This is a genomic window from Allobosea sp. LC85, from assembly GCF_000735605.1.
Lineage (GTDB): Bacteria > Pseudomonadota > Alphaproteobacteria > Rhizobiales > Beijerinckiaceae > Allobosea.
In genome coordinates this window covers 1-25912 of sequence record NZ_JPKG01000051.1, presented here as the reverse complement: position 1 = coordinate 25912, position 25912 = coordinate 1, and the positions used below count along the sequence as shown (strand labels likewise).

Genomic DNA, 25912 nt, shown 5'->3' with positions numbered 1-25912 from the left:
ACGAAAACAACGATCCCGTCCGTTCGTCCCCACCGCGCATCCAAATCAATCCTGTGGCCGCAACCCCACGGAATCATCACACCAACCAAAAAGCCAGCGCGTTTTTCAGCAGCCTGCTAGATCATCGGACCGGATATCGTATTCGGTCCGATGATCCAAGCGATGACGCACCGATCCGGCGCGGCATCGCGATGATGCCTGCGGGGCGATGTTCAAGCGGCGGCACGTTCGCGCGTCGCGAACTCGCCCTTGTCGAGCCGGGCGACGAGGGCTGCGAGTTCGGCCGTCTCGCTTTCGCTGAGATCGGTCAGTGGCGTGCGCACCGGGCCGGAATCGCGGCCGATGACCTTCATGCCGGCCTTGATGATCGAGACGGCGTAGCCGCGTTTGCGGTTGCGGATCGCGATCAGCGGGAGAATGAAGTCGCGCAAGCCAGCCTGCACCATCTCGCGATCGCGGCGGCGCACGGCGGCGTAGAACTTGGTCGAGAACTGCGGGACAAAGTTGAAAACCGCCGAGGAATAGGTGGTGACGCCCATTTCGAGATAGGGCAGCGCGAAAGTCTCGGCCGTGGGCAGGCCGCCGATATAGGTGAGCCGGTCGCCCATGCGCAGGTGAATGCGCGTCATCAACTCGATGTCGCCGACGCCGTCCTTGTAGCCGACGAGGTTGGGATTGCGCTCGCAGAGCTTGGCCAGCGTCTCTTCGGTGATGATGGCATTGTCTCGATTGTAGACGATGACGCCGAGCTTCGTCGCCTTGCAGACCGCGTCGATATGGGCGGCGAGCCCCTCCTGTTCGGAGAAGACGAGATAGGGTGGCAGCAGCAGGATGCCGTCGGCCCCGGCCTGCTCGACGCCGGCGGCGAGTTCTATCGCAATCTGCGTGCCGTAGCCGACGCCGGCGAGAACCGGCACGCGGCCCCTGGTCTCGGCGACCGCGGTTGCCACGACCTGCACGACCTCGGCCGGAGAGAGCGAGAAGAACTCGCCCGTGCCGCCTGCGGCGAACAGGCCGGCAACGTCATAACCGCAAAGCCAATCAAGATTGGAGCGGTAGCGCGCCTCATCGAAGGCATTGCCGAGCGTGAAGGGCGTGACGGGGAATGACAACAAGCCGTTGCCGATATGCCGGGCCATCTCCTGGGGGGTCATCTTGCTCACGATCGGCTCCTTCGCTGAATTCTGCTGCAGGAATAGATCAAGAACGATACCGATGGAGACCAAACACTGTATCGAGCGATCCATTCATTGGATCGTTCACCATTCATTGGATCGTTCACCTGGTCTTTGTCAGATCCTGAGCCAAGCCTTTCGCCAGCGCGGCGATGATCGGCAGAAGCGGATTGTCGTTGTCGTCGCGGCTGACGAAGAAGAGCTCGGCCGGCCGCTGCCACGGTAGATCGACCGGCCGCAAGGCTACCCCGCTGAAACGCAGGTTTACCGCCGCCTCCGGCACGAGCGCGACGCCGACCCCGGAATGGACCATGGCGAGGATCGAATGAATCTGGGCGAGGTGCTGGACATAATTCGGGACAAGACCCGCTCGGGAAAACAATTCGACCAGCAAGTCATGGAAATAGCGCGCCTCATACGGCGCGTACATGATGAATGGCTCACTCGCGAGCTGTTCGATCGCGATCGTCTCGGCTCGCGCCAGCGCATGAGCGACATTGACCGCCGCGATCAGCGGCTCCGCGGTGACGCGAAAGGCGCTGAGCCCCGCCCGCGGAATTGGCGGCCGCAGCAGGCCGATGTCGATCTCGCCTGAATCGAGCCGCTTGAGCTGATCGCCGCTGACCATCTCCTTGAGCGAGACCTCGACATCGGGCAGCTCGCGGCGGCAGGCGGCGACGAGTTCCGGCACATAGGAATAGGCCGAGGTCGCAGTGAAGCCGATATTGATCGATCCCGCCTTGCCGTTCGCCACCCGCTTCGCCAGCAGCGCTGCGCTCTCGGCGAGCTTGAGCAGCCGGCGGGCCTCGGCGAGAAAGCTCTGACCGGCGGGGGTAAGCTTCACCGTCCGGTTGCTGCGCTCCAGCAGCACGACGTCGAGAACCCGCTCCAGGATCTGGATCTGGCGGCTCAGCGGCGGTTGCGTCATGTTGAGCCGGGCCGCCGCCCGGCCGAAATGCAACTCCTCTGCGACCGCAACGAAGCAGCGCAGCTGGCTCAGCTCGAACATGCGCAGGCCCCGCTTCGGCAATCCGTGGCGCGCCCCGGCACGGGCACGACGTCAGTTCTGGATGGTGATTCCGGCCTTGTCGATGATGGCCTTGAACTTGGCGATCTCGCTCTCGGCCTTCGCTTTCGCCTCGGCAGCGGTCGAGGGCGTCGCCGCCGCGCCCAGTTCCTCGAAGCGCGAGACCACAGACGGGTCCCTCAGCACGGCCTGCATTTCGCTGACGAGCCTGTCGCAGATCTCCTTCGGCGTGCCTCTCGGGGCGAGGAAGCCGTTCCAGGAGCTGATGTCGAAGCCGGGCAGCGTCTCCGCCATTGTCGGCACCTCGGGTGCGATCTTTGCCCGTTCCAGGCTGGTGACGGCCAGCCCGCGCAGGGTGCCCGCCTTGTAGTGGGGATAGGGCGAGGTGAAGTTGTCGAAGGAGACCTTGACGTTGCCCGCGATCAGATCCTGGACCAGCGCGCCCGAGGAGCGATAGGTGACGTGCTGCATCTTCACGCCCGCCAGCTGCATGAAGAGCTCGCCGGAGAGATGGATCGAGGTGCCGATGCCGGATGAGCCGAAATTCTCCTTGCCCGGGTTGGCCTTCAGATAGGCGATGAGTTCAGCGACATTCTGGGCCGGAAGCGAAGGATGGATGCATAGGAAGTTCGGCTGGGACGAGGCCAGCGAGAGGAACTCGAAATCCTCGAACGGTCTGAAGGGCAGCTTCTCCTTGTAGAGATTGGGATTGATCCCATGGGTCGACGGGGTCGTCATGCCGATCGTGTAGCCGTCGGGGGCGGCGTGCGAGAGCCCTGCCACACCGGTATTGCCGCCCGCCCCGGCCCGGTTCTCGATGATGAAAGCCTTCCCCATCCGCTGGGTCAGCTTCTCGCAAATGATCCGTCCGACGAGATCGGTGGTGCCGCCGGCGCCGAACGGGACGATCACCATGACGGGCTTCGTTGGATAAGCTTGCGAGAAACCCTTGCGCGCAAGCAGAGGCGCGGCGAGCGCGCCGCCGGCGAGGCTGAGCGCCGTCCGGCGCGTGATCGATCGGCTCATGATCCCCTCCCAGGAACGATGTCGCGGCTTTTGCCGTCTGCTTGCGAGACTATGCGACGGACGGGCGCCGGCAAGCGCCTTGGCGCTATCGTGCGATCCAAAAAAGGTATCGTTCGATTGTCAATCTAACTCACCGGAGCATCGTGCCTGACCTATCCTGCGTGTGAACAAGGCAGCTCCAAAGACTGCCCGTGAGCTCGCAACCCGGGGCCGGGTCTGCATCCCTGCCGGAGGAAATCATGACCTTATCAAGATCGCCGATCCGCCGCGCCGCAATCCTCGCGAAGGGCCTTGCCCTGGCAGCGCTTGCCGGTGCCTCGCTGGCAGCCCAGCCTGCGGCGGCGCAGAATTTCGAGCGGCCCGTCCGGCTGGTCGTGCCCTTCGCGCCCGGCGGGACGTCCGACATTCTCGCCCGCCTGATCGGCCCCAAGCTCTCGGCCGCGATTGGCCAGCCCGTCGTCATCGAGAACAAGCCGGGCGCTGCCGGCAATCTCGGCGCCGACGCCGTCGCCAAGGCGCCTCCCGACGGCCACACATTGCTGCTGATGGATGTCGGCTCGCTTGCGACGGCGCCCAGCCTGTTCTCTGACCTGACCTACGACCCCAACAAGGATCTGGCGCCGGTCTCGATGGTGATGTTCGGCCCCTATGTCCTGGCCGTGCACGAATCCGTCCCCGCCAAGACGGCGCAGGACCTGATCGCCTATGCCAAGGCCAATCCGAACAAGCTCGCCGTCGCGAATTCCGGCGTCGGCGCGGCCAATCACATCACGGCCGTGTCGATGGCCAAGGAACTCGGCATCCAGTGGAAGAACGTGCCCTACAAGGGCGGTGCGGCGGCCTCGCGGGCGGTGGTTTCCGGCGAAAGCGGCGTCATCATCAATGGCTCGACGGCCACCCTGCCCTTCGTCGCCAACAAGCAGCTCGTCGGGCTGGCCGTCACCGGCGATGAGCGCGTCGCAGGGCTGCCGACCTTCAAGGAAGTCGGGCTGCCCGGAAGCGACGCCGGTACCTGGCAGGGCATCCTGACCAGCGCCGGCACGCCGCCCGCCATGGTCGCGCGCCTCAATACCGAGATCGGCAAGATCCTCGAGATGCCCGACATCAAGGCCAGGATCGCCGAACAGGGCGGTGTCGTCCGCGCCGGCTCGCCCGCCGCGTTCGCGAGCTGGCTGAAGGATGCGACCGCGCGCTGGGGCGGCATCATCCGCGAAGCCGGCATCAAGGGCAGCTGAGCGGAGCCCGGCCGATGACGCGTTCCCGGATCGACTGGCAGGACCTGCTATTCGGCCTGTTCCTCGTGGCCGTCGCGGCGGCCACGCTGGTCGCGACCCGCAACCTTACCGTCGGCAGCACCGCCGATATGGGGCCGGGTTACATGCCGCGCGTGGTCTCGCTCGCGCTGCTTGCCTTCGGCCTGTTCTTCTGCGGTCGCGGCATCAGGCGGGCGGGCATGGCCATCGAACCCGTGCAGCTGCGTCCTCTGCTCGCCATCCTCGGGGGCGTCGCCATCTTCGCGCTGACCGCCGAGCGGCTCGGGCTCGCCATCGCCTCCGTCATCACGGTCCTCCTCGCCAGCTTCGCGACGCGCGAGGGCCGCCTGTATGAGACGGTTCCCTTCGCGCTGCTGTTATCGGCCGCGGCCGTCCTCCTCTTCGTCAAGGTCCTGGCGCTGCCGGTGCCTGTCTGGCCGCGCTGAAGGCTCAAGCCGTCCATGGAACTCTTCGACAACCTGCTGATGGGGCTCTCCACGGCCCTCGAACTGAACAATCTCGGCCTGTGCCTGATCGGCGTCCTGATTGGCACGGCCATCGGCGTGCTGCCCGGCATCGGGCCGATCCCCACGGTCGCGCTGCTGCTGCCCTTCACCTTCGGCCTGTCGCCGCCGGGCGCCATGATCATGCTCGCCGGCATCTTCTACGGCGCGCAATACGGCGGCTCGACCACCGCCATCCTGGTCAATGTCCCCGGCGAAACCTCCTCGGTCGTCACTTGCATCGACGGTCACGAAATGGCCAAGCAGGGCAAGGCCGGCACGGCGCTCGCCATCGCCGCCCTTGCCTCCTTCTTTGCCGGCACGCTCGCGACGGTCGTCATCGCGCTCCTGAGCGTCCCGCTCTCCGTGCTGGCGCTGAAATTCACCGCGGTCGAGTATTTCAGCCTGCTGGTGCTCGGCCTGATCGCGGCCGTGGTCCTGGCACATGGCTCGGTCGCCAAGTCGCTGGCGATGGTGCTGCTCGGCCTGCTGCTCGGCCTCGTCGGCATCGACGTGAGTTCCGGCGCCGCGCGCATGACCTTCGGTGTTGCCGAACTCTCGGATGGGCTCGATTTCGTGCCCGTCGCCATGGGTCTGTTCGGCCTCGGCGAGATCATCGCCAATCTGGAGCGCCCGGCCGAACGGCGGGTGCTGAGCCAGTCCGTCCGCAGTCTGATCCCGAGCCGCGCCGATCTGCGCGCCGCCTTTCCGGCGATGGTTCGCGGCACGGCACTTGGCTCGGTGCTCGGCGTGCTGCCCGGCGGCGGCGCCGCGCTCCCGCCCTTCTCCTCCTACGCCCTGGAAAAGAAACTCGCGAAAGACCCATCGCGCTTCGGCAAGGGCGCGATCGAAGGCGTCGCCGGCCCGGAAGCCGCCAACAATGCCGGTGCGCAGACGAGCTTCATCCCGTTGTTGACACTCGGCATCCCGGCCAATGCGCTGATGGCGCTGATGATCGGGGCGCTGATGATGCAAGGCATCCAGCCCGGCCCGCAGATCATGACCGAGCAACCGAAGCTCGTCTGGGGGGTGATCGCTTCGATGTGGGTCGGCAACCTGATGCTGCTGGTGATCAACCTGCCCCTGATCGGCCTGTGGGTCTCGATGCTGAAGATCCCCTACCGCCTGCTCTTCCCGGCGATCGTGCTGTTCTGCTGCATCGGCACCTACGGCATCGCCAACAGCCTGTTCAATGTCTGGCTCATGCTGGGCTGCGCCGGCATCGGCTATTTCTTCATCAAGGTCGGGGTCGAGCCGGCTCCACTGCTGCTTGGGCTGGTGCTCGGTCCCCAGCTCGAAGAGAACTTCCGCCGCGCCATGCTGCTGTCGGAGGGCGATTTCTCGGTCTTCCTGACGCGCCCGATCAGTGCCGTGCTCCTCGGCATCGTCGCCCTGCTCCTGCTCGCGCTCCTCTCGCCCACGATCCTGCGGAACCGAAAGGCGGCTCTTGCCGAAGCGAGTTGAGGCGCGCCGACAGCATCGCCCGCATCAGGCAGATCATCGCGGCGCCGATGCCGATGAGCACCGCTGAGACGCGCCTGGGCCGGCATCCGAAACCGCACTACCCGACATTCGACGGTCGCCTGACTGCAGACATTGAATGCGTTCGCTGATCAGTGTTGCCGGCGTCGGCCGCATCCCGGAGCTTTTCGACCAGGAGACTGGCCGGAAGCGACAGTCCCCTGTTCCTGACCGAGATGACAAATTGGCGGCGGGCCCAGGAGTCGGTCAGCGGGACCACCGTCAGACCCAGCGCCTGCTGAACGGCGCGCGCTTCCTCGCCGGGGACGATGGCGACAGCCAGTCCGGCGGCGACGATCCGGTAGGCAGCATCCACCGTCGACACCTGGATCCGGTGGATCAGCTGCTTTCCGGCTGCTCCTGCGGCACTCCGTTGTCTCTGCTGCATGATGCTGCGAGCCAGGATATCGACGTGCTCGTAGTCGAGTGTCTCGATGAAGGCGACGGAGTCGCGGCTGGCAAGTGGGTGCCCCTCGGGTACGACGACGGCGAGGTGATCGCGGTGATAGGGAAAGAGGGTCAGATCCCGGAAGTCCACCGCATCCCAGCAAACGCCGATATCGGCTCGCCCCTCTTCGACCCCTCTTACAACCTCCCAGATTTCCCGCTCTTCCAGGCTCACCCGGACGTCGCGATACATCTTGGCGAAGCGACCGATATCATTGGGTAGAAACTGGGCGACCGCCGACTTGCTGCCGAAAACACGAACCTGGCCCTGCACGCCCTGCGCAAAGGCGCCGAGGTCCGATTTGATCCGGTCGAGCATCTGCAGCGACTCGCGCGCATAGCGCCAGAGCGCCTCGCCCGCGGCCGTGACCGTCACGCCTCGACGACCACGCTCAAACAATCTGACGCCGGCTTCGCTTTCCATCTGGGCGAGGCGCTTGCTGACGGCCGAGGGCACGATCGCTTCCCTCCGGGCGGCGGCCGCGATGTTGCCCTCCTCGCAGACGGCGACGAACAGGCGCAAGGACACGGGGTCGAAACTGCGCATGAAGCCTCCGGCGGAGCTTTGCAGCCATCTCTAAACGGAACGGCTTGGATGAAAAATGACCACGCCAGCGGTGGCTGATATTCCCTTCGGCTCGCTCTATCGTCCCGTCAACCAAAAACGGGGAGGCAACGATGGCGAAACTGGCTCTTGGATTTTTGCTGGCGGCGGCGATCGCGACGCCGGCTGCAGCGCAGAATTATCCTTCACGGCCGATCACGATGATCGTTCCCTTTGCCGCCGGGGGGCCGACCGACACGGTCGCTCGTGTGACCGCGGAAACAATGGGCCGCATTCTCGGCCAGAACATCATCGTCGAGAATGTGGCCGGCGCCGGCGGCACGACCGGCAGTCATCGAGCCGTTCGCTCCGATCCCGACGGGCACACCATCCTGCTCAACCATCTCGGCCTGGCGACGGCCGTCACGCTCTATCGCAAGCTGCCTTTCGATCCGATGGCCGATCTCAGGCCCGTCGGCGTCGTCTCGGATGCCAACATGGCGATCATCGCCCGGCCGGGATACCAGCCTGAATCGCTCGCCGATCTGATCAAGGACGTCAAAGCGCGTGGGCAGGATGTGACTTTTGCCCATTCGGGCCTGGGCGCCTCCTCACAACTCTGCGGATTGCTGTTCATGGCGGCCGTGGACAGGAAGCTCACTCAGGTGCCTTTCCGGGGCGGCGGCCCGGTCATCCAGGCGCTGCTGGCGAACCAGGTCGACCTTGGCTGCGAGCAGGCCACCACTGCCGCGCCCCAGCTGCAGTCGAAGAGCATCAAGGGCTATGCCGTTACGAGCACCCAGCGTATCCCCGCGCTTCCCGATGTGCCCACCGTCGGCGAAGGCGGCCTTCCCAACCTGGAAATCAGCGTGTGGCATGGCCTTTTCGTGCCTGCGAAGACCCCTGACGCCGTGGTTCAGACGCTCTCGGCAGCGTTGGCGAAGGCTCTGCAGGACCCCACGCTCGCCAGACGCTTCATCGACATCAGCACAGTGCCGACGCCGGAAAAAGCCACGCCGCAGTCCCTGGCGCAGACCCTGAAAAGCGACATCGACCGCTGGCGTCCGCTGATCCAGGCCGCCGGTCAGTTCGCCGACTGAGCCCAGCCGCTCTCCTCCCATCAGGAAGTTTTTAAATGCGTATCGTCGACATCCGCGAACGGACCGCTCCGATCGCCTCGCCCATCGCCAATGCCTTCATCGACTTCTCCAAAATGACGCTGAGCCTGGTTGCCGTCGTCACCGACGTCATCCGCGACGGCAAGCCGGTGATCGGCTACGGCTTCAACTCGAACGGGCGCTATGGCCAGGGCGGGCTGATCCGCGAGCGCTTCGCCCCGCGTATCCTCCAGGCGGCGCCCGAGAGCCTGCTCGATGCCGAGGGCGGCAATTTCGACCCCCACGAGGTTTGGGCGGCGATGTTCACCAACGAAAAGCCCGGCGGCCATGGCGAGCGCTCCGTCGCGATGGGTACGATCGACATGGCGGTCTGGGATGCCGTCGCGAAGATTGCCGGAAAGCCGCTCTTCCGTCTGCTGGCGGAACGTGCCGGTGTGACGGCCGATCCGAAGGTCTTCGTCTATGCCGCCGGCGGCTACTACTATCCCGGCAAGGGGCTGGAGGGTCTGGCGGCCGAGATGCAGGGCTATCTCGACCGCGGCTACACCGTCGTGAAAATGAAGATCGGCGGCGCGCCGCTGGCAGACGACTGCAAGCGCATCGAGACGGTGCTGCGCATGCTGCCCGCCGGATGCAAGCTCGCGGTCGATGCCAATGGCCGCTTCGATCTCGAGACCGCGATCGCCTATGCCAAGGCGCTGCGGCAATACGATCTGTTCTGGTATGAGGAGGCGGGTGATCCGCTCGACTACGACCTTCAGGCGAGGCTCGCCGAGCATTATCCCGGCCCGATGGCGACCGGTGAGAACCTGTTCTCGATGCAGGATGCGCGCAACCTCATTCGCTATGGCGGCATGCGCCCGGATCGCGACTGGCTGCAGTTCGACTGCGCGCTGAGCTACGGCCTCGTCGAATATCTGCGCACGCTGGAGATGCTGAAGCAGAACGGCTGGTCCTGGCGCCGCTGCATCCCCCATGGCGGTCACCAGATGTCGCTGAACATCGCGGCCGGCCTCGGGCTCGGCGGCAACGAATCCTATCCCGACCTTTTCCAGCCCTATGGCGGCTTCCCGGACGGCGTGCGTGTCGAGGCCGGCCACATCGTCATGCCGGACCTGCCGGGCATCGGCTTCGAGGGCAAAGCCGACCTTATTGCGGAGATGCGCAGCCTCGCCGCGTGAGGCTATGGCTTCGTTCTTTGACCAGGGCGCCGTCCTTGCTGTGCCAGAAGGGACGGCGCATAGGCACGCCGTCGCCTCACGGCGGTTTGTGAACCCGAACCGCCGTGGCCGCGTCAAAAACCATTGCCTGCAGCGAGCGGCGACGGCGCCCTTCCCCGCAGCACCCTATCTCAGCCAAACCTGCGAGCGTGCCGCAGCCGATCACAGGCTGGATTCAGCGGCCGACCCAATCCTTGCCCGTCAATGCACGATACCAGGTCCGCGACATGTTCGCCGCGAGGCCGTGATCATCGAGGCCCAGCTCCAGCCCGCGGGCGAAAACGTCATGCAGGAGTTTGTCGACCAGCGCGATACAGCCGAGCGCGGTGGCCAGCCGCTGCGCTTCCGGTTCGCGCGGCGTACCCGCCATCTCGCGATCGACGGCGCGCACGACGCGGCGAGCCAGCGTCATGTTGGCCTGCAGGCCGATCTGGGCGAATTCCTCGAGCTGGTCGGCGAGCTGCCCCTGGCAGCGCATCAGCCCGACATTTCGGCGGTAGACATCGATATAGTAGAGGTGGCCGGCAACAAGCCTGCTGTAGAAATCCTGGCCGGGCTGGCGTGGCGGACGGTGCTGGCGGATCGCGTCCATGAAGGCGGTGAGCACGTCATGGGCGATGCCGCGCCGATCCTGCCAGTGCAGGTAGAAGGTGCCATGGGCGAAGCCGGCCCGCTTGCAGATATCGGCAACCTTGAGATCGTTGAAACCGGTTTCCTGGATCAGCTCCGCAGCCGCGATCAAAAAACGTCGCCGCGTCGCTTCCGAGCGCGGCAGCTTCGGGCTGCCCTGCAGCTCCGCGCGCAGGACATCGGGCAGGCTGAAGCCACCTTGAGGGTGCTCGCCCCCTGCTGGCTTGACACTGTCCTTTTCGATCGCCCCGAGAGCGCTTGACATACCGATGCTCCATCTCAATACTGACATTGATATCAGTTTCAGAAACGCCATGCACGCACTCATATCACAGAGCCAACAGTCGGATGGGAACAGCGGTGCACCCATCGCGTTCCGGGGAATCGCCAAGCGCTATGGCGAGGTCGATGCGTTGCGGGAGTTCTCGCTCGAGATCGCGGCCGGCGAGTTCGTGACGTTCCTGGGCCCCTCCGGCTCGGGCAAGACGACGGCGCTGAACATCCTTGCCGGCTTCGTCGAGGCGAGCGCCGGCGACGTCCTGATCGACGGGGTCTCGATCACGCGGTTGCCGACCGAGAAGCGCAATGTCGGCATGGTCTTTCAGAGCTATTCGCTGTTCCCGCACATGGATGTGCGCGACAATGTCGCCTTCCCCCTGCGCATGCGCGGCGTCGGCCAGGCCGAGCGCCGGGCCCGCGCCGAAGCAGCGCTCGCCATGGTGCGGCTGTCGGGTTTCGGCGGGCGCAAGCCGCATGAACTGTCGGGCGGCCAGCGCCAGCGCGTCGCATTCGCACGCGCCGTGGTCTTCGAGCCGCGCGTGCTGCTGATGGACGAGCCGCTGGGGGCGCTCGACCTCAAGCTGCGCGAGGCGATGCAGGACGAGATCAGGCTGGTGCAGCGACGCATCGGCTGCACGGTGATCTATGTCACGCATGACCAGAACGAGGCGCTCGCCATGTCCGACCGGATCGTGGTGATGAGCGAAGGGCGGATCGAGCAGATCGGCACGCCCGCCGCGATCTATGACGATCCCCGGAACGCCTTTGTGGCGCAGTTCGTCGGCGAGACGAATTTTCTTCCCGGCAGCATCAGCGCGGGGCGGCTCAGGCTGGGCGGCACCAACGTCGCGGCAGCTCCCCCCATGCGTCTGGGCGAGAGCTGGTCGGGCCGCGTGGCCTTGCGTCCGGAGCATTTCGAGCGGGCGACCGAGCGGCCGAACGGCCCCTGCATCGATTGCATCATCACGGACGTCGCCTTCCATGGCGGCAGCTTCCGCTATGTCGCCGAGGCCGACGGTTATGGCCGGCTCGTGGTGCAGGAGCAGCGCCGCCCGGATCGCGAGCCGTTCCAGGTCGGCCAGCGCACCAGCCTGAGTTTCGGGATCGAGCAGGCGGTTTTCCTGAACGGTTAAAACAAAGCCCCGCTGAGGGCGTCATAACGAGGGAGAGCGGATATGACCGGCATTTCAAGGCGCGACCTGACCAGATTGGCGCTCGGCGGCTCAGCCCTGCTGCTCCCCGGCGTTGCCGGCAGAGCCTGGGCCCAGGCCGCCACCATCACCGTCAACGGCTCGGGCGGCAGCCTCGCGAAATCGCTCGAGCGCATCTACGAGAAGCCGTTCACCACCCAGACCGGCATCGGCGTCCGCGCGACGGCGCCCGTCTCGCTGGCCAAGCTCAAGGCGATGGTCGAGACCGGCAATATGGAATGGGATCTCACCGAGATGGGTGGGGCCGACATGATCGAAGGCGTCAAGAACAACTGGCTCACCGAGATCGACTGGTCGATCGTCGACCCCGACGCCAAGCTGCCGGCGATCGCGCGCCAGAAATACGGCATGGTGACCTCGACCTTCTCGACGGTCATCGCCTATCGCACCGATAAATTCGGCGGCAAGGCCCCGAAATCCTGGGCCGATTTCTGGGATCTGAAGGCTTTCCCCGGCCCGCGCGCGTTGCAGGACAGCCCGGTCCAGAATCTCGAATTCGCCTTGCTCGCGGACGACGTGCCGGCCGACAAGCTCTATCCGCTCGATGTCGAGCGCGCCTTCAAGAAACTCGACCAGATCAAGCGCAACGTCGTGACCTGGTGGTCGACGGGCGCGCAACAGGTCCAGCTGCTGGTCGATGGCGAGGCCGTGATGGGCACGGTCTGGAACGGGCGCGTCCCGCCGCTGAAGAAGGAAGGCAAGCCGGTCGACATCATCTGGAACGGCGGCGCGCTGCAGCTCTCCTACTGGGCGGTGCCGAAGGGCGCGAAGCATCCCAAGGAGGCGATGCGCTACATGGCGACCCGTCTCGACCCGGTGAAGGGCGCGGAACTGGTCAAGGATTCGCCCTATCCCGGCTTCGCTCCCGGGCTGATCGAGAAGCTGCCGGAGGATGTCGCCAAGATGCTTCCGATCCATCCCGACAATGTCCAGGTTCAGTACACATTCAACCCGGACTACTGGAGCGAGCACCGCCCCAAGCTGAGCGAGCGCTGGGCCGCCTGGCTGCTGGCCTGATCGCGTGCCGAGCGGAGCGTGCTGACGTGTTGAGGAAGCAATGGATCGCGCCGCTGCTGGCGGCGCCCCTGATCCTGCTGTTTGCGATCTTCTTCGTGGTCCCGTTCATCGAGATCATGCGGGTGTCGTTTTCGGGTGCCGGCGGGGTCATGGCGGGGCTGGCCTGGCTCTGGACCTCGCCGGTCGTCGGGATCGTCTTCCTGAACACTCTGCAACTCGCCCTGTCGGTCACGGTGATCTGCCTCGTCGTCGGCTATCCCGCCGCCTGCTTCATCGCGCTGCAGCCCGAGTCCCGGCGCGGCATCCTGCTGGCGCTGATCCTGCTGCCCTTCTGGACCAGCGTCCTGGTGCGCACCTACACGTGGTCGGTCGTGCTCGGGCGCGAGGGCATCCTCAATGCGTCCCTGATCTGGCTCGGGCTGGCTGACGGTCCGCAGCGCTTCATGTTCACGCCGCTCGCCGTGCATCTGGGCATGGTCCAGATCCTGCTTCCGGTCGCGATCCTGACGCTGGTCGGCGTCATGACCGAACTCGATGCCGGTCTGGTGCGCGCGGCGCGCGTGCTCGGCGCCTCGCCGGCGCGTGCCTTCTGGCACGTCTTCCTGCCGATGACGAAGCCCGGCCTGGTCGCGGCCGCGATGCTGATCTTCATCCTCTCGCTGGGCTTCTACATCACGCCGGCGCTGCTGGGCGGCCCACGACACCGCACCATCGCCAATCTGATCGACCTCCAGGTCCACCAGATGAACGACTGGACCAATGCGGCGGCGATGGCCCTGGTGCTGCTGGCGACGACGATCGCGGCGGTGGCCGTGCTGCGCTGGCTGGTGCCCGACCGCAGCCTCTACGGGAGCGCCCGATGACGAGCCGCGTCACCCGTATCGGGCTGGCCATCTGGTTCGGGCTGGTCATCGTCTTCCTGCTGTTTCCGCTCCTGTTCCTCGGGCCGCTCTCGCTGAATGCGTCCGAAATCCTGAGCTTTCCGCCGCAGCAATGGTCGCTGCGCTGGTATCGCGCCCTGTTCACCGACCCCTCCTGGAGCGGTGCGCTCTGGCTGAGCTTCAAGGTCGCGATCCTGGTGACCGTGATTTCCGTCGCGGTCGGCACGGCCGCCGCCCTGGCGATCGTGCGCCATCGCGTGCGCGGCTCGGCCTGGCTCTACGGTCTCTCGATCGCGCCGCTGATCGTGCCGGGGATCGTCATCGCGCTCGGGATGTTCATGGTCTTTGCCCGGCTGAAATGGCTCGAGAGCCTTCCGGCGCTGGTGCTGGCGCACAGCGTCGTGGCGGTGCCCTATGTCGTCGTCGTGGTCAGCGCAGCCCTGCGCAATCTCGACGAGACGGTCGAGCGCGCCGCGCGCGTGCTCGGCGCCGGGCCGTGGCAAACCTTCCATCTGGTCACCGTTCCGGCGTTGCGCTCCTCGATCCTGGCCGGCGGGATGTTCGCCTTCTTCGCCTCGTTCGACGACCTGATCATCACGCTCTTCGTCTCCGGAGCGCTCGAAACCCTGCCCCTGCGCATCTGGAACGACCTCAATCTCAGGCTCGACCCGACCGTCGCCGCAGCCGCCTGCGTCATGGTGGCGATGTCGATGGCGGGGCTCGGCATCGCCGAATTCGCGCGCAAAGCCAATCTGCGCAGACTCCAGACGGAACCGGATCATGGATAGAGAACTGCAGGACGCCGCCCGGCTGCGTGCCGAGGTCGAGGCGGAACCCTTCGTGCGCAATCTCGGCGCCTATCTCGACGGGCTCGCGCAGGAGATGGGCGATGCGCCGGCCGCCAACTTCTTCGAAGCCGGGACGGTGCTGAGCTATCGCGAGATCGCCGACAAGACGCGCGCGCTCGCGGCCGGCCTCAGCGCGCGCGGCATCCGCTTCGGCGACCGCGTCGGCGTGATGCTGCCCAACATCCCGGCCTTTCCGCTGACCTGGCTGGCGCTCGCCCGCATCGGCGCGATCATGGCCCCGATCAACGCCCGCTATACGCCGCGCGAGGTTGCCTATGTCCTGACCGACAGCGGTGCCGAGACGCTGGTGATCGAGGCCGGCATCCTGGCGGAGATCGCGCAGGCGCCGGAACTGAAGGACCTTGCCGCGCTCGAGAACCCGATCGTGGTCGGTTCCGACGATCCCGCAGGGTCCTCCACGCAGTCCTGGCAGCACTTGGCGGAGACCGATGCGACCGGCTTTGCGCCGGCGCGCGAGCCCGAGCTCGATGACCTCATCAACATCCAGTACACCTCGGGCACGACCGGCTTTCCCAAGGGCTGCATGCTCAGCCACCGCTACTGGCTGACGCTGTCGCGGGTCGCCGCGATGCGGGCCAACGGCATCGTCAGGAATGTGCTGGCGGCGCAGCCCTTCTACTACATGGATCCGCAATGGCTGCTGCTGATGGCGATGCGCCTGCGCGGCACGCTCTTCGTCGCGGCCAAGGCATCGGGGACGAATTTTCTCGACTGGGTCAGGCGCTACAAGCTCGAATACTGCATCTTCCCGCAGATCCTGATGAAGCAGCCCGAGCGGCCGGACGACGCCGAATTGCCGCTCAAGATGGTTTCGATCTTCGGGCATCGCAGGGAGATGCACGCCACGCTGGAGAAGCGCTTCAATCTGGTGGCGCGCGAAAGCTTCGGCATGACCGAGGTCGGCTCGGCGTTGTTCACGCCCTATGGCGCGAGCTCGATGGTCGGCAGCGGCACCTGCGGCATTCCCTCGCCCTTCCGCGAGGCGACGATCCGCGACGAGAACGGCGAGGAGGTTCGCGCCGGCGAGATCGGCGAGCTCTGGATCCGGGGGCCCGGAATCCTGCAGGGCTATTGGAACAAGCCGGAGGCCAATGCCGACAGCTTTCGCGACGGCGGCTGGTTTCGCACGGGCGATCTGTTCCGGCGCGACGAGCGCGGCTTCCACTATATCGTCGGGCGCATCAAGGACATGATCCGGCGCTCCGGCGAGAACATCGCGGCGCGCGAGGTCGAGGCGGTGATGCTGAGCTGGCCCGATATTCTCGAGGCCGCCGCGATCCCGGTTCCCGACAGCGACCGAGGCCAGGAGGTCAAGGCCTGTCTGGTGCTGAAACCCGGCGTCGACGGAAAGGCCTTTCCGGTCGACGCCTTCCTCGAGCACTGCGCCGCCCATCTCGCGCCGTTCAAGGTGCCGCGCTTCGTCGAGATCAGGTCGAGCCTGCCCAAGACGCCCTCGGAGAAGGTCGCCAAGCACATGATCATCGCCGAGCGCGCCGATCTGCGGGCCGGCGCCTATGACCGGCTGGCCCGTGCCTGGCAGCCTGCCTGACATCCTCCAGAGCCATTTTTCCGCAAGCCGCCAAGGAGGAGCCATCGTGCCCCTGCATTATCACAAGGACGGTCACGTCGCCGTCTTCACCATCGAGAACGGCTCGGTGAACCCGACCACTCCTGCCATGCACAAGGAGCTGTTCCTGGCGTTGAAGGATTTCCTCGCCGACACCTCGATCCGCTGCGGCATCCTGACCGGGACCGGCGAGCGCGGCTTTTGTGCCGGCGACGACATCAAGACGCCCTACAGGAACGGCCTCTCGCCCAAGGAGGAACTCACCGACCATCTCTGGCCGCATCACGACGAGGGCGAGGACCCGGTCGACTTCTCCTGGTCGCGCGATGTGCTGGCGCTCGAGCGCTTCAAGCCGATCATCGGGGCGGTCAATGGCTGGTGCCTGGGACAGGGCATGATCTATCTGCTCTCGCTGACCGACATCCGCATCGCCTCGACCAAGGCCAGATTCGGCTTTCCCGAGATCGCCTATGGCATGGGCGGCGCCGGCGGCACCTCGCGGCTGGGCCTGCAGCTCCCGCACACGATCGCCATGTGGATGCTGTTGACGGGCGAGGCCATCGATGCCGAAGAGGCCCTGTCGCACCGCCTGATCAACAAGGTCGTCGCGCCCGATCAGCTGATGGCCGAGGCTCACAGCATCGCCGAGAAGATCACGCGCCACCCGCCCGCTGCCGTTCGCGTCGAAATGGAGGCCTATTCGCGGGGCCGGGAACTCTCGCGCAACGACGCTCTGGCGTTCACCAAGCATCTCTATCGCGTGCAACGCATGGGTTTGCGTGAGGATGGGACACGACCCGATGCGTTTCTCTATCGCAAGGATTGAGGGTGAAGCCGACGCTTAGTCGACAAAAGCAACGGAAAGCGGATCCTCCGCGGCCCTGCCCGTTTGCAGACGGGAAGGTCGCGGGAGGGTGGATTCCGGAAGTCATTTGCTTGGTCTGGGCCTTACGAGAGTTGACCCGGCTGCGAATCTGGAGCGCGCCATGACGATTGGTGACGGGGCGCGGCTCAACCTTCTCACTCTCCTGCACTTGGGATAGAACTAGGTCGATCCAGCACTCAAGGATTGGACCTTGTCTGAGAGATGGAGGATCACATGAAGCTGATTCACGTTGCCATCATTTCTGGCTTGACCGCCTCGACCGGCCCCGCGTCAGCCCAAGGCATGGATCACACGATGCTTGGGCCGCAGGATGTAAAATGGGTGAAGGCACCGCCGTCAGTTCCGCCGGGAGCTGACGCGAGTGTACTCTACGGTGACCCCGGGAAAGACGGCTTGTTCGTGCTTCGGCTCAAGCTCCCCAAGGGCTACGCCATTCCTCCGCACACCCACCCGAAGCCTGAAATCGTGACCGTAATCTCTGGCACGTTTACGCTCGGCATGGGCAACGTTGCGGATAAAAGCAACGCCAAGCCATTGCCGGCTGGAAGCTTCTTCGCGTTCGCGCCTGGCATGGCCCACTACGCCTTCACGGATGAAGAAACCGTCGTTCAGATCAACAGCACAGGGCCGTGGGGTATAAACTACGTAAATCCAAAAGATGACCCGCGACAGAAAGCGCAGTGACGAAAACCCCGGTCGGCCAAGAGAACCAGCCAACATCGCTGCTGGTTTGTTTGCGGCGATCGTGCACTCTTGGGCGAACCGCGCGCCGACGAGGTGGTCAAACCATCGGCCGAAATGTCTGAGTTGGGTCGAAGTTCCCCGTTGGCCGCTTTACTTGGTCGAGGGGCTCGCGGATCGGCCCCAGTCCCTGGTGCCGCCTGCAGCAGTGGCGATGATTGAGCCGGGCTCGAGCGCACGACCACGCCGCCGGCGCTGGCTGCCCGCAAGCGCGCCGTCGCGGCCCGACCTGATCGGCAACCTCCCCTCCATCGCGCGGGACAAAAGATCGATGCCGACGAGGACGGGCGCCGGCCGGAGATCGGCGACGAGGGCTGCTCGCGCTCTCTTCCCGCCGGGGATGGCGAGCCCGGCCCGGTCACTCTCACGACGCTGGTCGCGCGCGGCGCAAATGCGATCGTCGCCTTGCAAGTCAAACCCGCCGAAGGAGCTGCACATTGACGCGCAGCGGGTAAAACAGATGCTGCGCATCATCCCCTATGACGAGCTGTTGGCGGTCTAGGCTGGGGCGTTGCGGGGCGGCATGCGCCTTGCTGACATGCTGCCGGCCCCGGGACTGTTTCAGCTACGTCAGGATCAGATGAGCAGAGTCCGCAACGGGTGGTGGATGACTGACATCACACGCGCTTGTCCCTTTCACGAGATCATCGGACCGGACATCGTATCCGGTCCGATGATCTAACCTTCTATGTTTGCATCGGCTTTGCCCCGAAAATCGCAATCCACTTTTCGGGCCGATGCTTTAGAGCACGAAAGACACGAAAAGAATTCGAGGCCGCTCCGGGCTCCCTCCATAGCGGCCTGGATGTAACCTCAACGTGAGATTTGCTTGCATTTTACCGTCGCGGGGTGAAAACTGACTGCCACTGGCCAAAGGAGCAGAGCAATCAAGGGGGGTGCAGAGTAATCAAGGGGGAACGATCATGAGGTCCAGTTCTTTCGTACTTCTGTCCGTGCTGGTTATGACGTCCCAATCTGCTTTCGCGCAAACGCGAGAAGAGACGACAAAGATCCTAAATGAGATGCGTTCGACCGGAAGGATGGCGGAAATACCGCTCATTCCTCAGACAGGACCAAAAGCAACCTCCATTAAAAAGAACCTCGAAGCGATAAAGCTTCCACCAGGGTTCAAGATTTCTCTTTACGCCCTCGTACCGGACGCGCGTCATATTGCTGTGGGCCCTCAAGGCGTCACAACGATTGTCAGCACTCGCAAGAACAAGATCTATGCAGTCACCGACAGGGCTAAATCTGGTGTTGCAGAAGAGGTCAAGCAATTTGCCCCAACTCTTGGGGACTTGACGATTCCAGACGGAGTTTGCTTTTCGAGGGATGGATTTCTTTATGTTGTCGAGCAGAATGCTCTCTTGGAGTTTCCAGCAGCTGAATTCTTTTACGAGAGCCCTGACGTTGTCATCAACCCGGTCGTGAAGGGTGACCTGATCCCAAAATCCGAGGAGAGCTACAATCACACCTCGCATGCCTGCACTGTCGGACCTGACAACAAGATTTACCTGACGCTGGGCCAACCATACAATGTCCCGCCGAAGGAGAAGTTCGACCTTTACAACGACCTCGGCATTGGCGGGATCGTCCGCATGGACCGGGACGGAAAGAATCGCGAAGTCTTTGCTCGTGGCGTTCGCAATTCAGTCGGACTAGCCTTCAATCCGAAGGATAAAACGCTCTGGTTCACCGATAATCAGGTTGACGGCATGGGCGATGATATCCCACCGGGCGAGTTGAACCGCGCAGCGAAGGCCGAACTCAACTTTGGTTTCCCGTGGTATGGCGGCGGCAAGACCCGTACCGTCGAATACCAGGATGATACGCCTCCCGCGGATGTCGTCTTTCCCCAAGTCGAGACGATTGCCCATGCCGCGGACCTCGGCATGAGCTTCTACACCGGAAAGATGTTCCCGAAGAAGTACCAGGGCGCCATCTTCTCCGCGCAACATGGTTCCTGGAATCGTCCAGAGCCTGTGGGCGCGCGTGTGATGGTGACCTACCTGAAAGAAGATGGGACTGTCGATAAGATGGAGCCATTTGCACAGGGATGGCTGACCGCCGATGGCGAGTACACGGGACGTCCTGTTGACGTTCAGTCGCTGAGGGATGGGTCATTGCTTGTGTCCGACGACTTCGCCGGCGCGCTCTACCGCATCACCTATACCGGCAGGTAATGTCGACATCGAAGGCTGCATCCATGATGCAGCCTTCCTTCTACATAAGAGGAATGATGTTACCTCGTCATCCGCTAGAGCATTTTCGAGCGAAGTGGACACCGGTTCGCGTAAAGAAAATGCGGTAAAACAAAGAGCTAGAGCATTTCCGCGATTCGGAGAAACACGGAAATGCTCTAGTCTTCGTGATTATCTGCGGTGATCGTTGAAGACAGCGGATTTTGGGGGACGTGGCCCTCGAGATGAACTTCGACACGATCACGGCCCTCCCGCTTGGCGCGGTAAAGCACCTTGTCGGCACGAGCGATCAACTCGCTCAAGCTCTCGCCATGGCGCGCCGACGCAACGCCAAAACTCGCCGTTATCTGTCGTGAATGGGGCAAGCCATCGAAGCGAGCTTGGCGCACAGCCTCCCTCAGTCGATGGGCGAAGACATGGGCGCCGGCTGCATCACAGTTGGGTAACAGGAAGGCAAACTCTTCACCGCCAAGCCGGCCGCAAACATCCACCTGTCGCATCGCCCCCTGAAGAAGGTTGCCGAAACTCTTGAGAACTGCATCGCCTGCCGGATGCCCGAACGTGTCGTTGATGCTTTTGAAGTGGTCGATGTCGACCAGGATCAGACTGGTCGGCCAGGTGCGGGCGTCATCGAGCAGCTTCTGGGCACGCTCGTCAAAACCTCGTCGATTCAACAATCCGGTAAGGGAATCTGCGGATCGCTCATGGCGCAAATCCTCGACCGTGTCGCTGATGGTCAGGGCGAAGAGGGCAAGCGCCAGCGCCACTCCCAGAATTGCCAGCGAAAACTGCAAGGCCAGCCAGAAGGGCGAGGAGCCGAAGTCCCTGACCGGCGGTGCGACAGTGCCGACGGTCAGCACCGTGCGCAGAAAGAAGTGCAGGGAAAAGGCCAGCAGGCTCCAAAAGAGAATCTGTTCCGCGACCCTCCCGATCCGAAGCCGGCGCAGGCGCCAGATGGTCGCAAGGCAAATCAGCCCGTAGCCGAAATTCAGGATGTAGATGCGAACAATCAGCTGACGATCGACATAGTAGAAATAGGCAATACCGCCAGTGATCAGAAGCAGGATGACCCCGTATGAGGCCCAGCTCAAACCCTGGCCGGAGCGCCTGAGCAACCCGTCATTGAGCAGCAGGACGCTCAACGTGTAGAGAACGGCCGACGTCACCGCATTCGGGCCGTGTCCATCGGGCATCCCAAGGATTTGGGACAGGGTTCCTAAACAGAAGAGCAGGCAGGCGGCGCAAAAGAACAGCAGGTGCCGGTGCCGTCGGTCCCAGATCCAGACCGACGCGAAGCTCGCGGCAAAAACGAGGAGGATGGCGGGCCCGATCAGCACGAGAGGGTTGGATAGGGCACGCATGGCGGTGCGAGGGCTTTCTGCTTTCCGTCGGAGGTCTTGATCGCGGCGAACGCCATCGCTTCCGCACCTTGCGCAGATTAGCCGGCAGCTCGCAACGACCGGACATAGCGCAAGCTGCCGCATCGTCAATTTGGGGGGGACGGAGACCCTCGCTTCTCATCGAAGGACCGGAACGGGTGGAATGCTTCCCCTCAACTGCGCGGCAGCAGACGTTTGGCTCCAGCCCGGGGACCATTTCTGGATCGCGGATAGTGAGCCGGCCGAACGTGCCGGCACGCGGTCCAGTGTCGAAACCTTGCCGGTCCAGCCAGGATTAGATCATCGGACCGGATATTGTATCCGGTCCGATGATCTAACCTTTTGTGTTTGCATCGGCTTCCCCGAAAACCGCAATCCACTTTTCGGGCCGATGCATCAAACCGTCACCTGTGTTCCGACCTCGACGACGCGGTCGGTGGGGATCCGGAAGAAGTCCGTGGCGTCAGTCGCCGATTTTGCGAGGCTGATGAAGATCCTGTCCTGCCAGAGCGGCATCCCGGAATGGACGGAGGCGCGGATCGAGCGCCGCGAAACGAAGAACGAGGTTGCCATGATGTCGAACTTGAAGCCCTGCCGGCGCAAGAGGGCCAGTCCGCGTGGGATATTCGGCGCCTCCATGTAGCCGTAGGTCATGCTCACACGCGAGAACGAGTCGCCAAGGCGCTCGATGTGAACCCGATCGTCGTCCGCAATCCGCGGCGCGTCCGCGGTCCTGACGGTGAGCACCACGTTGTTTTCGTGCAGGATCTTGTTGTGCTTGAGATTGTGCATGAAAGCCGTCGGAGCGGTCTCGGGATCGCTCGTCAGGAAAACGGCCGTCCCCTTGACCCGAGGTGGCGGACTCTTCCGCAGGATCTCGATCAGTTCAAGCAGGGGCACCGCCGCTTTCCGGGTCTTCTCGAACAGGATGCGCGAACCTCGCCGCCAGATCAGCATCAGCGTGACCAGCAACGCTCCGACAACGAGCGGCATCCAGCCGCCCTGCGGAATCTTCAAGGCATTGGCTGCCAGGAAGATCGTGTCGATCAGCAGGAACGGCGCAACGACCGCAACGGCAAGCCATATCGGCCAATTCCAGAAGCGCCAGGCCACAAAGAAGGCCATGATCGCGGTCACGACCATGGTGCCGGTCACGGCGATGCCGTAGGCGTGCGCCAAGGTGCTCGAACTCCTGAAGGCTACGACCAGGTACAGCACCGCGAGCAGGAGCAGGAAATTCACCTTGGGGACGTAGATCTGGCCTTTCTCGGTTTCGGACGTCCACCGGATCGCCATGCGCGGCAGCAGCCCCAATTGGATCGCTTGCTGGGTCAGGGAGAACGCTCCGGTGATCACGGCCTGACTGGCAATGATCGTGGCGACCGTCGCCATGCCCACCATGGGGAGCAGGGCCCACTGGGGATAGAGCAGGAAGAACGGGTTCTCGATCTTTCCCGGATCGGCGAGCAGGAGCGCCCCCTGCCCGATGTAGTTCAGGGCGAGGCAGGGCAGGACAAGACCGAGCCAGGCTGTCTGGATCGGCCGCCGGCCAAAATGGCCCATGTCGGCATAGAGCGCCTCGGCGCCGGTGACCGCCAGAAACACGGCTCCGAGGGCAAACAGACCCGCCGTGCCGTGCGTGGCCAGGAAGACGATGCCGTAGGTCGGGCTGATGGCTGCCAGGATGCTCGGATCATCGGCAATATGAACGACCCCGCCGATGGCCATGAGCACGAACCAGACGGCGGTGATCGGACCGAACCACGCCGCGACGCGGGCCGTCCCGTGGCTCTGCACGGCGAACAGACCGATCAGGATCACCAGGCTAAGTGGGATCACGTAGGGCCCGAAGGCCGGGCTTGCGACCGTGAGCCCTTCGACCGCCGAGAGCACGGAGATCGCCGGCGTGATGATGGCATCGCCATAGAACAGGGCCGCGCCGATCATGCCGAGCAAGGTTATGACGAGGATGTTGTGGCCCATCGCCATCTGGGCGAGCGCCATGAGCGTGAGCGTGCCGCCCTCGCCTTTGTTGTCGGCCCGCAAGATGAAGAGCACGTATTTGACAGTGACGATGACGATCAACGCCCACAGGATCAGCGAAACGATCCCGAACACCATCTCGCGGGTGACAACGCCACCGGCGGCGGCAGCCGAGAGGGATTCCTTCAAGGCATAGAGGGGGCTCGTGCCAATGTCGCCGTAGACGACGCCGAGGCTGCCCAGCGTCAGCACCCGGAAACTGGAGGCTTGGGCGGCCGAAGGGAGTGCCGTTTCCGTGGAATCGGGCTGGCTCGAAGCCGTCGTTGTCATGAGCTCTCTGCCTCTCGGGTGATGGGGCCCCGTGCCCGCATGGATGGCGTGCAAACGATTGAGCCGCGTCCCCGTGCGTCTCTGTTCTGGAGGCGGATAGGCTCCCAGAGTGGGTTAGGCTTCGTCGCATTGAACTCGGCGACGTCTATCCCGTGGGCCGCTACGGGCTAAAGGGCCCCCTGGCGCTCCTCAGATGGGGTCAGATAGGGCGCGGTGCATAGAGAAGCCATTATGGAATAGCCGCTTGCGCATAAGGATCGCATAAAGATTTTGCCCGCCAGCGGCCCGTTCGAAGGGCTGCTCCGGGGCAAGATCGGTTTGCCGCCTTCCCTGGCGCAACGACGTGATCGAAGACATCGGCAATGGTCGGAATTCCCCGTTGCCCGCTTTCCCTCGTCAGAGCTTGCCCTCGTCAAAGGCTGCCCTCGCAAAGATTGCCCCCGTCAAGCGTTGGCGGATGGGCTCCGGACCTTGGCGCCCGCGCCTTGCTCCGGCGGTGATGGCTGTGCCGGCTCGAGCGCATGACCAGGCGTCGGCGCCGGCTGGCCGCAAGCGCCCTCCCCGATCAACCTGATCCACAACCTCCCCTCTCACGCCGGACAGGCGATCGATGCCGACGAGGACGGGTGCCGCCCGGAGATCGCGACGAGGTCTTGCTCGAGCTCCATGCCGGGGATGGCGAGCCGGGCCCGGTCACGGTCAAGGCGCTGGTCGCGCGCGGCGCAAAAACCGTCGCGGTCTCGCAAGACAAACCCGCCCAGGGAACTGCGCTCGCAGGACCGACGTGACGCAGGTGGAACGTGTCCGTCGCTCGTTCGTTATTCCGCTACCTGGAACCGATCACCCCTGTCCGCAGATCTTGCTGTGACATGGTTGGGAAGCAGGGGGAAAGCACGATGCTCAACAAGCTGGCTCTTGTCGCTCTCGCTGGCGTCGCAATCCTGTCCGCGGCGCCCGCTGACGCCCAGTACTACGATCCCTATGACCGGTCGCCCGGCTACGGCTACGATCGACGGGGCTACGGCTACGAACGACCGCGCCACGGATACGATCGGCCCTATGGCGGCGGCCGGCGCTTCGGTGATACCTGCGTGACCTCCCGCGGATCCTGTGAGGCCAGCGCACCGCGAGGTTCGCGCTGCCGCTGCTTTATCGAGGGCTTCGGCCCGAAGCGCGGCAACGTCTTCTGACGGGATGCAAACCCTTCTGAAGGGACGCAAACTCTTCTGAAGGGAAGCTCGAGTTGAACAGGCCCGGCACCCCGGAGGCGCGGGTCAGCCGTGCCGGGTAAGGTACCTGCGCGAGCAACGCGAGCGCAGCGCACCGACACACGCACCGACACACGTTTAGCCCCGCTGTTGAATTTTCGGGCGGAGCGCGTCTAGACCTTTCCCTTCTGCCAAGGCGAATCCACGATCGAATGAAAAAGACACGGAGCGCGCCTGGAAAGGCTCGACTGCAGATCGGTGCCGTCCCAGTACGCACCGCGTCGGATGGCTCGGTCGAGGTCCTTCTGGTCACCACGCGCACCACGAAACGCTGGACCGTCCCGAAGGGGTGGCCGATCAAAAAGCTCAAGGCCCATGAGGCTGCCGCACGGGAGGCGCGCGAGGAGGCTGGCGTTGTCGGGAGGATTCGCAAGAAGCCAGTGGGCCGCTACATATATTGGAAGCGGATGGCGGATCATTTCCTGCTGTGCAAAGTGAAGCTATTCCTCCTCACTGTCGAGGATCGGCTCGATACTTGGCCGGAGCGCAGCCAGCGGCTTCACCACTGGTTCAAATTGACCGACGCGGCTGATTTGGTCGAGGAGCCGGGGTTGAGGGCTGCATTGCGCTCGCTAAAGGTTTCATGAGGTCTCTGGCGATCGAACAAAGCCACGTTAGGTTCGGGGCGGACCTGCCGACCCTTTGGATTGAATGCCCGTCATCGACCATAGCGGACGTCAACAGCCGTCCCCCTAGCGGTGCCGCCAGACCTTCACAGCGGATATCAGCAGGATAAATGCAAGCCCCGGAAGCAGCACCCCGCTTGGAACGAAGCCTAGCAATTGACCACCAATGAAGGTGCCAACGATAGAACCCGCCGCCATGATCACCAGGAA

Annotated in this window: 23 protein-coding genes and 1 pseudogene; 16 read left to right on the top strand and 8 right to left on the bottom strand. The window is 64.0% G+C overall.

Features of this window, described 5'->3' with window-relative positions; genetic code table 11:
• Positions 1-212: 212 nt before the first annotated feature.
• The 3 genes from kdgD to FG93_RS22505 form a co-directional block, all read right to left on the bottom strand.
• The gene (kdgD, locus tag FG93_RS22515) at positions 213-1163 is read right to left on the bottom strand and encodes a 5-dehydro-4-deoxyglucarate dehydratase (RefSeq protein WP_043238772.1); all 951 of its coding nucleotides are present in this window, start codon (positions 1161-1163) and stop codon (positions 213-215) included.
• Positions 1164-1278: 115 nt separating this feature from the next.
• On the bottom strand, positions 1279-2184 hold the full coding sequence (locus FG93_RS22510) for a LysR substrate-binding domain-containing protein (protein ID WP_043238749.1): 906 nt from the start codon (positions 2182-2184) through the stop codon (positions 1279-1281).
• A 51-nt stretch (positions 2185-2235) separates the two neighbouring features.
• On the bottom strand, positions 2236-3228 hold the full coding sequence (locus FG93_RS22505) for a tripartite tricarboxylate transporter substrate binding protein (protein WP_043238747.1): 993 nt from the start codon (positions 3226-3228) through the stop codon (positions 2236-2238).
• A gap of 239 nt (positions 3229-3467) precedes the next feature.
• Here FG93_RS22505 and FG93_RS22500 point away from each other — a divergent pair, with 239 nt between their 5' ends.
• Genes FG93_RS22500 through FG93_RS22490 form a run of 3 tightly spaced genes read left to right on the top strand, consistent with a single transcriptional unit; the run spans position 3468 to position 6448 of the window.
• The gene (locus FG93_RS22500; protein WP_043238745.1) at positions 3468-4463 is read left to right on the top strand and encodes a tripartite tricarboxylate transporter substrate binding protein; all 996 of its coding nucleotides are present in this window, start codon (positions 3468-3470) and stop codon (positions 4461-4463) included.
• Between the two features lie 14 nt (positions 4464-4477).
• Complete coding sequence (locus FG93_RS22495; protein ID WP_043238743.1) at positions 4478-4927, top strand: tripartite tricarboxylate transporter TctB family protein; 450 nt, start codon at positions 4478-4480, stop codon at positions 4925-4927.
• A gap of 15 nt (positions 4928-4942) precedes the next feature.
• A complete protein-coding gene (locus FG93_RS22490; RefSeq protein WP_043238740.1) occupies positions 4943-6448 on the top strand; it encodes a tripartite tricarboxylate transporter permease in 1506 nt (501 codons plus the stop codon).
• Between the two features lie 97 nt (positions 6449-6545).
• Here the strand turns inward: FG93_RS22490 and FG93_RS22485 are convergent, their stop codons facing one another.
• Positions 6546-7499, bottom strand: a complete 954-nt coding sequence (locus FG93_RS22485) for a LysR substrate-binding domain-containing protein (protein WP_081881739.1) — start codon at positions 7497-7499, stop codon at positions 6546-6548.
• A gap of 131 nt (positions 7500-7630) precedes the next feature.
• On the opposite strand from FG93_RS22485, the gene FG93_RS22480 reads away from it, so the two are divergent.
• Together FG93_RS22480 and FG93_RS22475 are read left to right on the top strand one after the other, a co-directional pair.
• Positions 7631-8596: a tripartite tricarboxylate transporter substrate-binding protein gene (locus tag FG93_RS22480; RefSeq protein ID WP_043238738.1), complete on the top strand. Its 966-nt coding sequence runs from the start codon at positions 7631-7633 to the stop codon at positions 8594-8596.
• Positions 8597-8631: 35 nt separating this feature from the next.
• The gene (locus FG93_RS22475) at positions 8632-9795 is read left to right on the top strand and encodes a mandelate racemase/muconate lactonizing enzyme family protein (RefSeq protein WP_043238735.1); all 1164 of its coding nucleotides are present in this window, start codon (positions 8632-8634) and stop codon (positions 9793-9795) included.
• A gap of 214 nt (positions 9796-10009) precedes the next feature.
• Here the strand turns inward: FG93_RS22475 and FG93_RS22470 are convergent, their stop codons facing one another.
• Positions 10010-10729, bottom strand: a complete 720-nt coding sequence (locus FG93_RS22470) for a TetR/AcrR family transcriptional regulator (protein ID WP_043238732.1) — start codon at positions 10727-10729, stop codon at positions 10010-10012.
• A gap of 49 nt (positions 10730-10778) precedes the next feature.
• Between FG93_RS22470 and FG93_RS22465 the strand changes: the two genes are divergently transcribed.
• The 8 genes from FG93_RS22465 to FG93_RS22425 all read left to right on the top strand — a co-directional run bounded on the left by FG93_RS22465 (position 10779) and on the right by FG93_RS22425 (position 20098).
• Positions 10779-11876, top strand: a complete 1098-nt coding sequence (locus FG93_RS22465; RefSeq protein WP_052514062.1) for an ABC transporter ATP-binding protein — start codon at positions 10779-10781, stop codon at positions 11874-11876.
• Positions 11877-11918: 42 nt separating this feature from the next.
• Positions 11919-12971 carry an ABC transporter substrate-binding protein gene (locus tag FG93_RS22460; RefSeq protein ID WP_081881737.1) on the top strand — a complete coding sequence of 351 codons (1053 nt, stop codon included), beginning with the start codon at positions 11919-11921 and terminating at the stop codon, positions 12969-12971.
• 26 nt (positions 12972-12997) lie between these two features.
• Positions 12998-13834 (top strand): ABC transporter permease, encoded by an 837-nt coding sequence (locus FG93_RS22455; RefSeq protein WP_152579571.1) that lies wholly within the window; start codon positions 12998-13000, stop codon positions 13832-13834.
• The gene (locus tag FG93_RS22450) at positions 13831-14640 is read left to right on the top strand and encodes an ABC transporter permease (RefSeq protein ID WP_043238730.1); all 810 of its coding nucleotides are present in this window, start codon (positions 13831-13833) and stop codon (positions 14638-14640) included. The genes FG93_RS22455 and FG93_RS22450 overlap by 4 nt, the downstream gene beginning before the upstream one ends.
• The gene (locus tag FG93_RS22445; protein WP_052514059.1) at positions 14633-16270 is read left to right on the top strand and encodes a class I adenylate-forming enzyme family protein; all 1638 of its coding nucleotides are present in this window, start codon (positions 14633-14635) and stop codon (positions 16268-16270) included. Before FG93_RS22450 ends, FG93_RS22445 begins: the two co-directional genes overlap by 8 nt.
• Before the next feature lie 46 nt (positions 16271-16316).
• Positions 16317-17114, top strand: coding sequence for an enoyl-CoA hydratase/isomerase family protein (locus tag FG93_RS22440; protein WP_161783867.1), 798 nt, complete (start codon positions 16317-16319; stop codon positions 17112-17114).
• Between the two features lie 273 nt (positions 17115-17387).
• Complete coding sequence (locus FG93_RS22435; protein ID WP_043238756.1) at positions 17388-17858, top strand: cupin domain-containing protein; 471 nt, start codon at positions 17388-17390, stop codon at positions 17856-17858.
• Positions 17859-18877: 1019 nt separating this feature from the next.
• Positions 18878-20098 carry a sorbosone dehydrogenase family protein gene (locus FG93_RS22425; protein ID WP_244448698.1) on the top strand — a complete coding sequence of 407 codons (1221 nt, stop codon included), beginning with the start codon at positions 18878-18880 and terminating at the stop codon, positions 20096-20098.
• 176 nt (positions 20099-20274) lie between these two features.
• On the opposite strand, the gene FG93_RS22420 is transcribed toward FG93_RS22425, so the two are convergent.
• The gene (locus FG93_RS22420) at positions 20275-21477 is read right to left on the bottom strand and encodes a GGDEF domain-containing protein (protein WP_052514056.1); all 1203 of its coding nucleotides are present in this window, start codon (positions 21475-21477) and stop codon (positions 20275-20277) included.
• Positions 21478-21891: 414 nt separating this feature from the next.
• The gene (locus FG93_RS22415; RefSeq protein ID WP_043238723.1) at positions 21892-23808 is read right to left on the bottom strand and encodes a potassium transporter Kup; all 1917 of its coding nucleotides are present in this window, start codon (positions 23806-23808) and stop codon (positions 21892-21894) included.
• Positions 23809-24434: 626 nt separating this feature from the next.
• Here FG93_RS22415 and FG93_RS32995 point away from each other — a divergent pair.
• From FG93_RS32995 to FG93_RS22405, 3 genes are all read left to right on the top strand, one after another.
• A complete protein-coding gene (locus FG93_RS32995) occupies positions 24435-24596 on the top strand; it encodes a hypothetical protein (RefSeq protein WP_161783866.1) in 162 nt (53 codons plus the stop codon).
• Positions 24597-24704: 108 nt separating this feature from the next.
• Complete coding sequence (locus FG93_RS22410; RefSeq protein WP_152579569.1) at positions 24705-24998, top strand: hypothetical protein; 294 nt, start codon at positions 24705-24707, stop codon at positions 24996-24998.
• A 230-nt stretch (positions 24999-25228) separates the two neighbouring features.
• Complete coding sequence (locus FG93_RS22405) at positions 25229-25663, top strand: NUDIX hydrolase (protein ID WP_043238720.1); 435 nt, start codon at positions 25229-25231, stop codon at positions 25661-25663.
• 105 nt (positions 25664-25768) lie between these two features.
• Here FG93_RS22405 and FG93_RS33665 read toward each other — a convergent pair.
• Positions 25769-25912 (bottom strand): annotated as a pseudogene (locus FG93_RS33665) (sulfite exporter TauE/SafE family protein); the annotation flags it as partial.